This window comes from Nocardioides sp., from assembly GCF_047606145.1.
Lineage (GTDB): Bacteria > Actinomycetota > Actinomycetes > Propionibacteriales > Nocardioidaceae > Nocardioides.
On the sequence record NZ_JASGET010000104.1, the window covers coordinates 37,790 to 51,183 of the forward strand.

A 13,394-nucleotide genomic window follows, 5' to 3' on the forward strand; every position below is an offset into this window, starting at 1 on the left:
GTCATGAGGAGAAGCCGAGCACTCGAGTTCGAGTCCTATCCGGAGCTGCTGGCGAACGCCAAGAAGGTGCTGCCGCCGGTCCTCTTCAAGGACATGGTGTACGGCTACGGCAAGGGCGTCACCGCGCGCCGCAACGAGGCGGTCTTCGACCAGGTCGAGCTGGTGCCACGTGCTGCGGTCGGCTGGGACTCGCGCGATCTGACCACCACCGTGCTGGGTGCCGAGGTCTCCATGCCGGTGCTGGTCCCGCCGGTCGGCGGCCTGCGCCTGGTGCACCCCGAGGGGGCGCCCGGCGTCGCCGCGGCGGCCGGCCGGGCCAAGACGATCGCGGGACTGAGCATGATGGCCGGCCACACCCTCGACGATGTCGCGGACCGGGCCACCGGCCCGATGTGGCAGCAGGTCTTCCTCTCCTGGGGGCGGGAGCTGGTCAGCAACCTGGTCAGCGACGCCAGGCGCCGCGGCTTCCACGCTCTGGTGGCCACCGTGGACTGTCCGATCTGGCCGAAGAAGCCGGTGGGTCTGAAGGTCTCGCTCTCCTCGGCCCTCGAGTACGGCCCGGACCTGGTGCGCCGGCCACGCTGGGCGACCCGGTTCTTCCGCGACGGCACCGCCATGGCCGCGGTCAACGCGGTGATGGGGCCCCGCCAGAAGCAGGCGACGGTGTGGTCGGACATGGCCTGGCTCAAGGAGATCTGGGGCGGACCCCTGGTGATCAAGGGCATCCTCGGCCCCGCCGACGCACGGCGCGCGGTCGAGGCCGGTGCCGACGCGATCATCGTGTCGAATCACGGCGGGCTGGCACTGGACGGGACGCCGGCGACCCTGACGGTGCTGTCGAGCATCGTCAAGGAGGTGGGCGGCGAGGTCGAGGTGCTCTTCGACGGTGGTGTCCGGCAGGGCATCGACGTGGTGCGCGCGCTCGCGCTCGGGGCCCGGGCGGTGCTGGTCGGTCGCCCGTCCATGCTCGGTCTGGCGGTCGGCGGAGCCGACGGTGTCGAGGTCGTCCTGGAGAAGCTGCGCCACGAGGTCGACGTCGCCCTGGCGATGATCGGCGCGCCGTCGGCCGCCGCGGTCGACAGCTCGTTCGTGCGACCCCCGTCGTCGTGGTCGTGACCGCTACCCCCTATCGATCGGAGGAGACGTGAGCAACAGCGAAGGCAGGATGGCCGGCCGGATCGCCCTGGTGACCGGGGTCGGGTCCGGGATCGGCAAGGGCATCGCGCTGCGCTATGCGGCCGAGGGCGCCCAGGTGGTGGCGGTGGATATCGCCGAGCAGGCGGCACAGGCGACCGCTGCCGCCTCCGCCGAGGCGGGCGCTCCGTTCGCCGCCGTACTCACCTGCGATCTGACCGACACCGCACAGGTACGGCGCCTGGTCGAGCAGGTCGCGGCGGACTTCGGCCGCGTCGACACGTTGGTCAACGCCGGCGCCATCCAGCCGCACATGGCGAGCACGGCCGAGATGGACTACGAGACCCAGTTCCGGCCGACCATCGTCGGCGAGATCGACCTGGTCTTCATCCTCTGCCACGAGATCTGGCCGCTGCTGCGGGCCTCCGGGCACGCGTCGGTGATCAACTTCGCCTCGGTCAACTCCTTCCGCGGCAGCCGTGCGATGGGCATGGTCGCCCATACCGCCGGCAAGGGCGCGATCCTGTCGATGTCGCGTCAGCTCGCCATCGACGGTGGCCTGGACCAGATCAGGGTCAACACCATCGCTCCCGGCCTGATCCAGACCGATGCCACCCGAGCCGCCGGCGCGGCCGGCGGCGACCTGGGCAACGCGATCGTCGCGCGCACCCTGCTGGGGCGACTGGGCGAGCCGGACGACATCGCGATGTGCGCGCTCTGGCTCGGGTCGGACGAGTCCAGCTGGGTGACCGGGGCGAACGTCTCGATCGATGGCGGGGTCACCGCTGCCTGACTCCCGACGGCGGCAGTGCCGTGACCGCATGTGGGTCCTGACACCTCCGCCGTTCGCGGGCGGATGACCCTGCGAGGATTGCCCGGTGAGCGACGACCTCCTGATCACCCGCACCCCGGGCGTGGTCCGGGTGACCTTCTCCCGGCCCGAGCGGCACAACGCCTTCACCACCACCATGTACGCCGCCCTGCACGAGCTCTGCGACCAGTTGGCCGGCGACACCGAGGCGCGGGTGCTGGTGCTGTCCGGGGCCGGCGGCAAGGCGTTCGCGGCCGGCAACGAGATCTCCGACTTCCTGGCCACCGACGCGGTTGCCCATGAGGACTGGATCCGCGAGCTGCTCGGCAAGCTCGCGGCGTTGCCGCAGGTGACGATCGCCGCCGTCGACGGGGTCTGCGTGGGCGGCGGGCTCGCGGTGGCCACGCATTGCGACCTGCGGGTGGCCACCGCCCATTCGCGGTTCGGCTATCCGATCGCGAAGACGCTCGGCAACGCGCTCGCCGCACCGATCGTCTACCGCTGCGCCAGCGTGTTCGGCGAGCCGGTCACCCGCGAGATGTTGCTGGCGGCGCGGCTGATCGGTGCCGAGCGCGCGCATGGCGTCGGGGCGCTGGCCGCGGTCTGCGCCGATCGTGCCGGTCTCGAGGTCGAGGTCGAGGACCTGGTCTCCTCGGTCATGTCGCTGTCGCGCACGACCATCGGCGCCACCAAGGGTCAGCTGGCCGCCTACCGTGCCCGCACGGAGTCCGCGCCCGACGGCGATGACGACCTGCTGCGGGAGGTCTACACCGGCTCCGACTTCGCCGAGGGCGTCCGGGCCTTCCTGGCCAAGGAGCCGCCTGCCTTCGGCTGACGGGGATCAATGCCCGGCCTACTATCGACGTATGAAAGCCACTTTCACAAATTCGATATGGCTCGATCTTCTCGGAGCGCAGGTACGCATCGGCGGTGGCCGGTACCGTGGCCGGTACCTGGAGGCGGGCGAGGGTGAGCCGCTGATCCTGCTGCATGGCCACGGCGGTCATCTGGAGGCGTTCTGCCGCAACGTGGCGGCGTATGCAACGCGGTTCCATGTCTTCGCGCTCGACGCCTGCTGGCACGGGTTGGGGCCGCAGCCGGAGTTCGACCCGGAACTGCTGCCGGTCTTCGTGGACCACGTCCTTGACTTCATGGACTTCCAGGGGTTGGCCAGTGCCCACGTCGAAGGCCAGTCGATGGGTGGCTGGACGGCCCTGCGGCTCGCCCACGATCACCCCGGTCGCGTTGGTCGGCTGGTCCTGACCACGCCGCAGGGCTTCGCGGTGGACGTAGCGCCGGGCCTGCTGGTGGGTCTGCCCGAGCCGTCCGGTCGCCCGCCGGTGCACGGTCACTACCCCTACCTGGATGAGCCGACCTTCGAGAACACGAAGGAGCGGATGGTGGGTCTGTGCGCCGACCCGAGCGCTCTGAGTGATGAGCTGATCGAGATCCGGCGGCGCTTCTTCGCCGCGCCGGCTACCAACGCGTCGCTGCGCCAGGTGGCGTTGAACTATCTCGGGCCGCCGACCAATCCGAGCCGCCACCATCTGCTCGACGAGGACGATCTGCGCCGCATCCAGGTGCCGACCCTGGTGTACTGGGGCGAGCGCAATGTGGTGCCGCCGCCGTACGGCGAGCGGGTGGCCGAGTTGTTGCCCGAGGCCTGGTTCCACTGCGAGCCCGGGGTGGGTCATTGGGCTCAGTACGAGTCCGCCGAAGTCCACAATCGTGAGGTTCTGCGCTTCCTGACGGCCGACGATCGCTGATCCCGACACGTGCTGTCGCGCCGGCTCCCGGGTCGCCCGCCCTAGTGATGGACATCACGTCGATGAGCGCGTACTGTTGATCTTCAACACTCGGTTTCGTATAACAAAACTCTGCTCGATTCGGGCGCGACGTGCTTGGAGGAATGCCGATGTCGATCACGAGAGCTATGAGCCGGCGGTCGCTGATCGGAGGTGCTGCGGGCCTGGCGGCGTACGCCTCGTTGTCCGCTTGCGGAGGTGGGTCGAGCACCTTCGTGGCGAACTCGCGTGGGAAGGTGGCGGTGACGGTGATGCGGCCGGCGAACACCGGCTTCGAGCCGGTGGTCATCGCCAAGGAGCAGGGTTTCTTCTCCGACCACGGCCTCGATGTCACCTTCGCCGAGGCGAGCGCCGACACCTCGGCGAACATTCCGCGGCTCACCAACGGCGAGGTCCAGTTCGTCAACGGCGGGGCGCCACAGGCGATCAAGGCGGTTGCCGGCGGACTCGACGTCCAGCTCGTGACCGGCATCCAGAGCTCGGAGGCGAACGCGAGTCCTACCGATGGTCTGCTGGTACCCGGTGACAGCGCGGTCAGGTCGTTCGCAGACCTGGAGGGCAAGAAGATCGGCGTCTCCGGGATCGGAGGCACGACGAACCTGGTCAACAACATCCTGGCACGCAAGGCTGGGGCCGATCCCGTGACGTTCACCTACGTGAATCTCGAGCCTCCGGCCCTGCAGGAAGCGGCGACGAAGGGCCAGGTCGACGCGGTGCTGATCTTCGGCCTCTACTACAGCAAGGCCACGAAGTCCGGCTTCCGCATCATCAGCGACGGGACCACGAGCCTGCCTGGGACGCTTCAGATCGGCTACATCGCGACCACCGACTTCCTCGATGAGCACGCCGACCTGGCCGAGAAGTTCAACGCGGCCATCGCGACCGGAATCAAGTATGCCAACAAGCACCCCGACGCGGTCCGCGCCACCCAGCGCGAATACACCGAACTGCCCGACAGCTACATCACCTCGATGAAACCGCTGCACTACTCGGCCACGATGGACACCGCGACGACCGCGAAGCTCAGCGCCGAACTGATCAAGCTGGGCGACATCGACTCGGCGCCCTCCGATGACCAACTGTTCTGGTCCGAGGCGCCGACCCGATGACCATCCTGGCCACATCGCCGCCACTGCGGGCACTGTCCGTCGGTAGGGCGAGCCTGTGGGCTCAGCAGGCGGCCTGTGCGGCCGCCGTCGTGGTCGTCTGGTTCGTGGTGGCACGGCTGGGCGTCGTCAGCGGTTCCGTACTGCCTCGGCCGGAGGAAGTGGCTGGCGCACTGCGAGACCTCGTCGTCACCAGTGACTTCTGGGCGGCCACCTGGCAGACGCTCCGGGCATCCGTGATCGGGCTGACTGTCGCGCTCGCGGTCGCCGTGCCGGCGGGTCTGATCACTGGTGCCTATCCTCTGGGTGAGCGCCTGACCCGGATGTCCGTCGACATCGGTCGCTCCTTCCCGGTGGTGGCGCTGCTGCCGGTGTTTCTGTTGATCTTCGGCGCGACCCAGACGATGGAGTGCACGGTTGTCTTCGCAGCCTGCGTCTTCCCGTTGTTCCTCCAGGCCCAGTACGGCGCCCGGGAGGTGACGCCGGCGATCCGGGAGACGGCCCGAGGGTACCGGATCCCGAGCCTGCTGAGATTCCGCAAGGTGGTCCTGCCCAGCGCCATGCCATCGATCATGACCGGGTTGCGACTGGCCGCGTCCACCTCGGTGCTGGTCTCGGTCGGGGTCGAGATCCTCTCCGCCACCCCGGGGTTGGGACGCAGGCTCGCCAGCGCTCAACTGGACGGTGATGCTCCTCAGGCGTTCGCCTTCGTCTTCACCGCCGCGGTGCTCGGATTCCTGGTCAACCTGGTGTGTCAGGCGGCGGAGCGGCGGCTGCTGCGGTGGCGCGTCGGGCAGGAGCGATGATGGGTGCCCGAACGCTGCGACTGGTCCAGATCGTGGCCGTGCCGATCGCTGTCTTCGCGATCGTGTGGATCGCGACCGCGAACAGCCGGTCGGTGTACTTCCCGCCGTTGTCGACGGTCCTCCAAGCACTCCTCGACGGCGTACGCGACGGAGATCTCCTCGGCGATCTCGGCTATACGCTGCGCAACCTCGCCTTCGGCTTCCTCATCGCCGTCGGCGCGGGCGCGACCCTAGGCCTGCTCATCGGCGTACACACCCACGCGCGCGACGTACTGATGCCGACGCTCACCTTCTTCCGGTCGATGCCTCAGGTGGCCTTCATCCCGGCGATCATCCTGACCTTGGGGATCGGTGCGATGCCGAAGGTGCTCCTCATCGCCTTCGCCACCTTCTGGCCGATCCTGCTGAACACGATCAACGGAGTGAGAAGCATCAACCCGGCCATCCTGGAGGTCTCCGCTTGCTATCGGATCCGGTGGACCCTGCGGTTGCGCAAGGTGATGCTCCCCGGGGCTCTGCCGCAGTTCCTCGCCGGCCTGCGGGTCGCAGTTGCGGTTGGCCTGGTGATGGTGGTGATCTCCGAGATCTACGGATCGGCACAGGGGATCGGCTACTTCATCTTGAAGAGCAGCCAGAACTTCGCGGTGGCCGACACCTGGGCCGGAACCATCCTGATCGGCATCGTCGGCTATCTGATCAGTCTGGGCCTGTTGGGCCTGGAGTACCTGCTGCTCGGCTGGTACGAGCAGCGGCCCCCACGCGAGGCGAGGCGCACGCACGGGGCGAACGGCGCCGTTCGATACCAACCCGAAGGTGGGAACGCCAGGTGAGCACTCGATCCACAGACTCGGCTCGGCCTCGCCGACAGGCGCTCAGCGCGGAGGGCATCTCGAAGACCTTCGGGAACAGCGCCTCGGCGCATCGGGTCCTCCGCGATGTCGACCTGAGGATCGAGCCCGGTGAGTTCGTGTGCATCGTGGGCCCGTCGGGAGCCGGCAAGACGACACTGCTCCGGGCGCTCTCGGGGCTGGCCGTGCCCAGCACCGGAACGGTTCGTCTGGGCGACCGAGTCGTCACCGAGCCGCAGGCGGAGATCGGCGTGGTGTTCCAGGACTATCGGGGTTCGTTGATGCCCTGGATGCGGGTGTGCGACAACGTCGCCTTCCCGCTCGAGGGTCGTGGCGTTCCGCGGCGCGAACGAAGGAGCCGGGCAGAGGAGGCGTTGACCTCGGTCGGCCTGGCCGATGTCGGGCGGAAGTATCCGTGGCAGCTCTCCGGCGGCATGCAACAGCGGGTGGCCATTGCTCGCGGTCTCGCCTACGAGTCGTCCATCCTGGTCATGGACGAACCGTTCGGATCCGTGGACGCGCAGACTCGGTTCGAGCTCGAGGACCTGACCCTCGCCCTGCGTGCCCGATTCGGGATCACGATCATCGTCGTGACTCATGACATCGACGAGGCGGTCTACCTCAGCGATCGGGTCGTCGTACTCTCCGGGAAGCCGGCCACGGTCGTGGAGACGGTCGACGTCGGGCTCGGCGGGGAGCGGGACCAGCTCCTGACCCGCGCCGAGCCGGAGTTCACCCGACTGCGAACCCATATCCTGGGTCGGATTCGCGGAGACGGGGCGCCCGAGCGGGCGACGAAGGTCGAGTCAGCGGCCCTGGGCAGCGAGTAGCTCGTCCAGGCGCGGGTAGACGCGGCGTACGTTGCCGGCGAGGATCGCCTGGCGCGACTCGTCGTCCAGGTCGGCCGCCTCGATGTAGCGAGCGGTGTCGTCGAAGTAGTGACCGGTCGTCGGGTCGATGCCGCGCACCGCGCCGACCATCTCCGAGCCGAACAGGATGTTCTTGGTCTCGATCACCTCGACCAGCAGGTCGATCCCCGGCTGGTGGTAGACGCAGGTGTCGAAGAAGACGTTGCCCATCAGGTGGTCATCCAGGCTGGGCTTGCCCAGCATGTCCGCCAGTCCTCGGTACCTGCCCCAATGGAAGGGGACCGCGCCGCCGCCGTGCGGAATGACCAGGCGCAGCTGCGGGAAGCGCGCGAAGAGGTCGCCGGAGAGCAGCTGCATGAAGACGCTGGTGTCGGCGTTCAGATAGTGGGCTCCGGTGCTGTGGAAGGCGTCGTTGCAGCTCGCCGAGACGTGGATCATGGCGGGCAGGTCGCGCTCGCAGAGTGCCTCGAACAGGCCGAACCAGTACGGATCGGTCAGCGGGGGTGAGGTCCAGTGACCGCCGCTCGGGTCCGGGTTCAGGTTCACCCCGACGAAGCCCATGTCGGCGCACCGGTGGAGCTCGGCCACGGCGGCGGCCAGCGGCGCACCGGCGGTCTGGGGCAGTTGTGCCACGGCCGCGAAGTGAGACCCGAACAGGTCGACGACCCGGGCGATGAGGTCGTTGTTGACCTCTGCCCAGGCGACGCTCGTCTCGAGGTCGCCGAGGTGATGCCCCATCGCCGAGGCGCGCGGGGAGAAGACGGTCAGGTCCGCGCCGCGCTCGCGCAGCAGGCGGAGCTGGTTGAGCTCGATGCTCTCGCGGATGGCGTCGTCCGAGATCGTCGGATAGGCCGGTGCGGCGCGACCCGCCTGGTAGGCCTCCAGCTGGTCGGCCCGCCAGCGGGTGTGCTCGGCCGGGGCCGTGGTGTAGTGGCCGTGGCAGTCGATGATCACGTGGTCTCCTCGAGGTGGCGGGCGTCGTTCGGACGGCTACGACGCTCGCCAGCATCACGAATGCTAACGAAATAGTCAACAATAGTTGCCCGGTGCCGGACATGGTTCGCGGCCAGGTCGGGATCGAACAAGGAGACTCCCAGGCGGGCTTTCGATAGATAATAATAGATAACGACTAGTGTAATCCATGGCTGGATCGGCCGAGGGCCGCGCTCAGCGCCGAGGGGAGTGGGCGAGCGCCGCCGCCTCCACCAGGCTGGGCCCGTACCAGGTGATCAGCCGCCCACTGATCAGCTCGGTGGGCGTGCGGCGGAAGGCGTCCGGGCCGTCGGTGGCGGTGAAGACGTACGGCTCGTCCGGCAGCAGGGCGACATCCGCGCCCGCCATGTCGAGGTCGGCCACCTCGACGTGCGGATAGCGCTCGCCGGCGGCGTTGAGTGAGTCCGGTCCGAGGCCGTCGTACAGGTTGCGCCAGCCGAGCCGGCGGAGCAGGTCCGAGGTGAAGGTGCGCGCGCCGACCACCATCCACGGGTCCCGCCAGATGGGTACGACGACCGTGCGGGCCACCGGTGGCAGCGGGCCGCACCACCGTCGCCGCGCCTCGTCCAGCCAGGTCGGCCGCCGCCAACCGAGCGCGTGGAGGAGTCGCTCCATCGAGGCGACCGCGTCCGGCACCGTCTCGATCCGGGTCGCCCACACCGTCACACCGGACTCGCGCAGCCGACGGACGTCGAGCTCGCGGTTCTCCTCCTGGTTGGCGACCACCACGTCCGGAGCGAGCGCCCTGATCGCGGCGAGGTCGGGGTTCTTGGTGCCGCGCACCCGGGTGACGGCGAGGTCTGCCGGGTGGGTGCACCAGTCGGTCGCGCCGACCACCCGCTCGGGGGCGACCGAGGCGAGCGCCTCGGTCAGCGAGGGCACCAGGCTGACCACCCGGGTGGACTCGACCGGACCGTCGTACGGCGTCCCCAGATCATCGCGCACAGTCTCATCCTTGCCGAGTCGGCGTCAACCGCCCGCTCAACAACGCCGAGTCGGCGCTTCTTGGTCCAACAAGCGCCGACTCGGCGTCAATTGGCGTACGACAAACGCCGACTCGGCGACCATGCGTGCGCTTCGCGCCGTGTCCGTGGTGGCGGTTGCTTGCCGTTGCCTGTCGGGCGGGTCGTCTACACGTTGCGGCGGTAGGCGCCGCCGACCTCGAAGAAGGCCTCGGTGATCTGGCCGAGCGAGCAGACTCGCGCGGCGTCCATCAGGACGCCGAAGATGTTCTCCTGGCCGGTGGCGGCCTGCTTCAGTCGGGCGATCGCGGCCGCGGCGTCGTCGCGATGCGCCGCCTGGAACTCTCGGACCCGGGCGAGTTGGGAGGACTTCTCCTCCTCGGTGGCTCGCGCCAGCAGCAGCGGACCGTCCGGCTCCTCGCTTCCGTCGCGCCGGAAGGTGTTCACGCCGACGATCGGCAGCTCCCCGGAGTGCTTGCGGTGCTCGTACAGCATCGACTCATCCTGGATCTTGCCGCGCTGGTAGCCGGTCTCCATCGCGCCGAGCACGCCACCGCGCTCGGAGATCCGGTCGAACTCGGCGAGCACCGCCTGCTCCACCAGATCGGTGAGCTCGTCGATGATGAAGGAGCCCTGGATCGGGTTCTCGTTGAACGCCAGGCCCCACTCCTTGTTGATGATCAGCTGGATCGCCAGCGCGCGGCGTACCGACTCCGGCGAGGGTGTGGTGACCGCCTCGTCGAAGGCGTTGGTGTGCAGCGACTGGGCGTTGTCGTAGATCGCGGTCAGCGCCTGCAGCGTCGTGCGGATGTCGTTGAAGTCCATCTCCTGCGCGTGCAGCGACCGCCCGGAGGTCTGGATGTGGTACTTCAGCTTCTGGGAGCGCTCGGAGGCGCCGTACCTGTCCCGCATCGCGACCGCCCAGATCCGCCGGGCGACGCGACCGATGACGCTGTACTCCGGATCCATCCCGTTGGAGAAGAAGAACGACAGGTTCGGCGCGAAGTCGTCGATCCGCATCCCCCGGGCCAGATAGGACTCCACGTAGGTGAACCCGTTGGCCAGGGTGAAGGCGAGCTGGCTGATCGGGTTCGCCCCGGCCTCGGCGATGTGATAGCCCGAGATCGAGACCGAGTAGAAGTTCCGGACGCCGTGGGCGATGAACCACTCCTGGATGTCGGCCATGCAGCGCAGGCTGAACTCGGTGGAGAACAGGCAGGTGTTCTGGCCCTGGTCCTCCTTGAGGATGTCCGCCTGGACGGTGCCACGCACGGTCGCCAGCGCCTTGGCGGGGTCGATGCCCCGCTCGCGAGCCTGGTCGATGACGGTGTTGAGGAAGAACGCCAGCACGGTCGGAGCCGGACCGTTGATCGTCATCGACACGCTGGTGGACGGCGCCAGCAGATCGAACCCGTCGAACAGGGTTCTCATGTCCTCGAACGTGGCCACCGAGACCCCGGAGGTGCCGACCTTGCCGTAGATGTCGGGTCGCTCGTCAGGGTCGCGGCCGTAGAGCGTGACCGAGTCGAACGCGGTGGAGAGTCGGGTGGCCGGCTGGCCCTCGGAGAGCAGCTTGAACCGCTGGTTGGTGCGGAACGGGTCGCCCTCGCCGGCGAACATCCGGGCCGGGTCCTCGCCGACCCGCTTGTACGGGAAGACGCCGGCGGTGAACGGGAACCGGCCGGGCAGGTTCTCCCGGCGGAAGAAGCTCACCAACTCGCCCTGGTCGGTGAACCGCGGCAGGGCCACCCGGGGGATGGTGTTGCCGGACAGCGAGGTCCGGCCGCCGTCGTCCGCGGCGTACGTCGCCTTCGTCTCAGGCCAGGAGGCGAGCTGCTCGCGGAGCTCGGCCGGAAGCGAGGTCTCGATACGCTCGCTGGCGCTCGCCACCCGACCGGCGAGCTCGGCGTCGTCGGTGCCGTCGGTGGTCGAGTGGTCCTCGTGAGGGACGAGCGAGGGCGTATCGAGACCTCGCCGCAGGTCGTCGGCGACGAGCCGCCACGCCTGCGCCCGGCGCGCGGTCGCCACGAGTCGCTCGGTGGTGGCGTGGTAGTCGCGCACGGTGTCGGCGATCTCGGCGAGGTAGCGGATCCGATCGCCCGGGAGGACCGGGTGGATCTTGGTGGAGTGCCGGACCGTGACGGGGGCCAGGGTGCCCTCGGTCACCGGCAGGCCGTGCTCGGCGAGCAGGCCGCGCAGGTGTTGGTAGAGAGCCGTCACGCCGTCGTCGTCGAAGGTGGCCGCGGAGGTGCCGTAGACCGGCATCTCCGCGGGTCCCGAGCCGAAGGCCTCCTGGTTGCGCATCAGCTGTCGGCCGACGTCGCGCATCGCGTCCATCGCGCCACGGCGCTCGAACTTGTTGATCGCCACCACGTCGGCGAAGTCGAGCATGTCGATCTTCTCCAGCTGGCTGGCCGCCCCGAACTCCGGCGTCATCACGTACAGCGAGCAGTCCGCGAACGGGACGATCGCGGCGTCGCCCTGACCGATGCCCGGGGTCTCGACGATGACCAGGTCGAAGCCGCCGCCGGCGAGCACACGCAGTACGTCGCCGAGGTGCTCGGGCAGCTCGTGCGCGCCACGGGTGGCCAGCGAGCGGTAGTAGACCTGGTCGGTGTCGATCGCGTTCATCCGGATCCGGTCGCCGAGCAGCGCCCCACCGCCCTTGCGCCGGGTCGGGTCGATGGCGACCACCGCGACGCGCAGCTTGTCCTGTTGGTCGGCTCGCAGGCGTCGTACCAGCTCGTCGGTGAGTGAGGACTTCCCGGATCCGCCGGTCCCGGTGATGCCGAGGACCGGGACACCCCCGTCGGTCGAGACCGCCTTCTCCAGCGCGGTGCGTACCTCGGCTGGCAGCCGGCCCTGCTCGGCGGCGGTGATCGCCCGGGCGACGGCGCCGCGGTCTCCGGCGAGGATCTCCGCGGCCTCGGGGAGCCGCTGGGCGACGAGGTCGGCGTCGACGTCGCGGACCACGGAGTTGATCATCCCGACCAGGCCGAGTCGCTGGCCGTCCTCGGGGGAGAAGATGTGGACCCCGGACTTCCGCAGCCGCTCGATCTCGGCCGGCACGATCACCCCGCCACCACCACCGACGACCTTGACGTGTCCGGCACCCCGGGCACGCAGCGACTCCACCAGGTACTCGAAGTACTCCACGTGGCCGCCCTGATACGACGAGACCGCCACCGCATGGGCATCCTCCTCGATCGCGGCATCGACCACCTCGGCCACCGACCGGTTGTGGCCGAGATGGACCACCTCGCAGCCCTGGGACTGGAAGATCCGACGCATGATGTTGATCGAGGCGTCGTGACCGTCGAAGAGGCTGCTCGCCGTCACGATGCGGACGTGGTGCTGCGGAACGTAGAGGTCGGCCGGCATGGCAACTCCAGAGGAACGAGGATGTCCAAGTAGTCAAATACTAGGACATCCAATCAAATCCGGGCGAGTCCTGCCGCGCGAGGAGAGCGGCCGCTGTCGCGGGGCTTGTGGAGTGGGCGCGGTCGCGCCGTCGGGTCAGCCGACGGTGTCCCCGGCGGCCGCGCGCAACAGGTTGAGCAGCGCGGTGAGCTCGGCCACCTGGTCGCGCTCGGCGAAGCCCGGCTTCGCGAAGACCGAGGCGTTGAGGCCGTCGGTCGCGGACTCGACGATCGTGCGGCCGGCCGGGGTGATGGTGGCCAGCACGACTCGGCGATCACGCTCGCCGCGACTGCGGTCCACGTACCCCTGGCGCTCGAGTCGGTCGACCGCGCTGGTCACCGAGGTCGGGTGCACCTGGAGCCGGGAGCCGAGCTGGGCCATGGGCAGTGCGCCGGTGCGGGCGAAGGAGAGCAGCCGCAGGATCTCGTAGCGGGCGAAGGTCAGGTCGAGCGGACGCAGCACCGCATCGATCCGCTCCATGAAGAGCTGGTGCACTCGGACGACCGACGTCACCATCGCCATCCCGTCCGCGGCGTCCTCCCACCCGTGGCTCACCCACTGTCGATGTGCTTCCCGGATCGGATCCATGGCCGACCATGATACGGATCGTCTCCGGCTCGCCCGGCGGCCGACCGCTACC

12 protein-coding genes are annotated in these 13,394 nt (G+C 68.9%); 8 read left to right on the forward strand and 4 right to left on the reverse strand.

The genetic code is table 11. The features are described from left to right. The first annotated feature begins 3 nt into the window (after positions 1-3). The 8 genes from QM638_RS13155 (at position 4) to QM638_RS13190 (ending at position 7,340) form a co-directional block, all read left to right on the forward strand. Positions 4-1,116: an alpha-hydroxy acid oxidase gene (locus QM638_RS13155; RefSeq protein ID WP_415142437.1), complete on the forward strand. Its 1,113-nt coding sequence runs from the start codon at positions 4-6 to the stop codon at positions 1,114-1,116. Positions 1,117-1,144: 28 nt separating this feature from the next. Beyond that, positions 1,145-1,927, forward strand: coding sequence for an SDR family NAD(P)-dependent oxidoreductase (locus QM638_RS13160; protein ID WP_415142438.1), 783 nt, complete (start codon positions 1,145-1,147; stop codon positions 1,925-1,927). 85 nt (positions 1,928-2,012) lie between these two features. Continuing rightward, a complete protein-coding gene (locus QM638_RS13165) occupies positions 2,013-2,780 on the forward strand; it encodes an enoyl-CoA hydratase-related protein (protein WP_415142439.1) in 768 nt (255 codons plus the stop codon). Between the two features lie 31 nt (positions 2,781-2,811). Then, positions 2,812-3,711, forward strand: a complete 900-nt coding sequence (locus tag QM638_RS13170) for an alpha/beta fold hydrolase (RefSeq protein ID WP_415142441.1) — start codon at positions 2,812-2,814, stop codon at positions 3,709-3,711. Between the two features lie 149 nt (positions 3,712-3,860). Continuing rightward, a complete protein-coding gene (locus tag QM638_RS13175) occupies positions 3,861-4,859 on the forward strand; it encodes an ABC transporter substrate-binding protein (protein ID WP_415142442.1) in 999 nt (332 codons plus the stop codon). Further along, positions 4,856-5,662: an ABC transporter permease gene (locus tag QM638_RS13180; RefSeq protein WP_415142443.1), complete on the forward strand. Its 807-nt coding sequence runs from the start codon at positions 4,856-4,858 to the stop codon at positions 5,660-5,662. The genes QM638_RS13175 and QM638_RS13180 overlap by 4 nt, the downstream gene beginning before the upstream one ends. Next, the gene (locus QM638_RS13185; protein WP_415142444.1) at positions 5,662-6,492 is read left to right on the forward strand and encodes an ABC transporter permease; all 831 of its coding nucleotides are present in this window, start codon (positions 5,662-5,664) and stop codon (positions 6,490-6,492) included. Before QM638_RS13180 ends, QM638_RS13185 begins: the two co-directional genes overlap by 1 nt. After that, positions 6,489-7,340: an ABC transporter ATP-binding protein gene (locus QM638_RS13190; RefSeq protein ID WP_415142445.1), complete on the forward strand. Its 852-nt coding sequence runs from the start codon at positions 6,489-6,491 to the stop codon at positions 7,338-7,340. Before QM638_RS13185 ends, QM638_RS13190 begins: the two co-directional genes overlap by 4 nt. Here QM638_RS13190 and QM638_RS13195 read toward each other — a convergent pair. The 4 genes from QM638_RS13195 to QM638_RS13210 all read right to left on the reverse strand — a co-directional run bounded on the left by QM638_RS13195 (position 7,317) and on the right by QM638_RS13210 (position 13,342). Further along, the gene (locus QM638_RS13195) at positions 7,317-8,333 is read right to left on the reverse strand and encodes an amidohydrolase family protein (RefSeq protein WP_415142446.1); all 1,017 of its coding nucleotides are present in this window, start codon (positions 8,331-8,333) and stop codon (positions 7,317-7,319) included. The genes QM638_RS13190 and QM638_RS13195 overlap by 24 nt on opposite strands. A 213-nt stretch (positions 8,334-8,546) precedes the next feature. Next, positions 8,547-9,317 (reverse strand): helical backbone metal receptor, encoded by a 771-nt coding sequence (locus QM638_RS13200; RefSeq protein WP_415142447.1) that lies wholly within the window; start codon positions 9,315-9,317, stop codon positions 8,547-8,549. 185 nt (positions 9,318-9,502) lie between these two features. Next, positions 9,503-12,715: a fused isobutyryl-CoA mutase/GTPase IcmF gene (icmF, locus tag QM638_RS13205; protein WP_415142448.1), complete on the reverse strand. Its 3,213-nt coding sequence runs from the start codon at positions 12,713-12,715 to the stop codon at positions 9,503-9,505. Between the two features lie 135 nt (positions 12,716-12,850). Next, positions 12,851-13,342 (reverse strand): MarR family transcriptional regulator, encoded by a 492-nt coding sequence (locus tag QM638_RS13210; RefSeq protein ID WP_415142449.1) that lies wholly within the window; start codon positions 13,340-13,342, stop codon positions 12,851-12,853. Between the last annotated feature and the right edge of the window lie 52 nt (positions 13,343-13,394).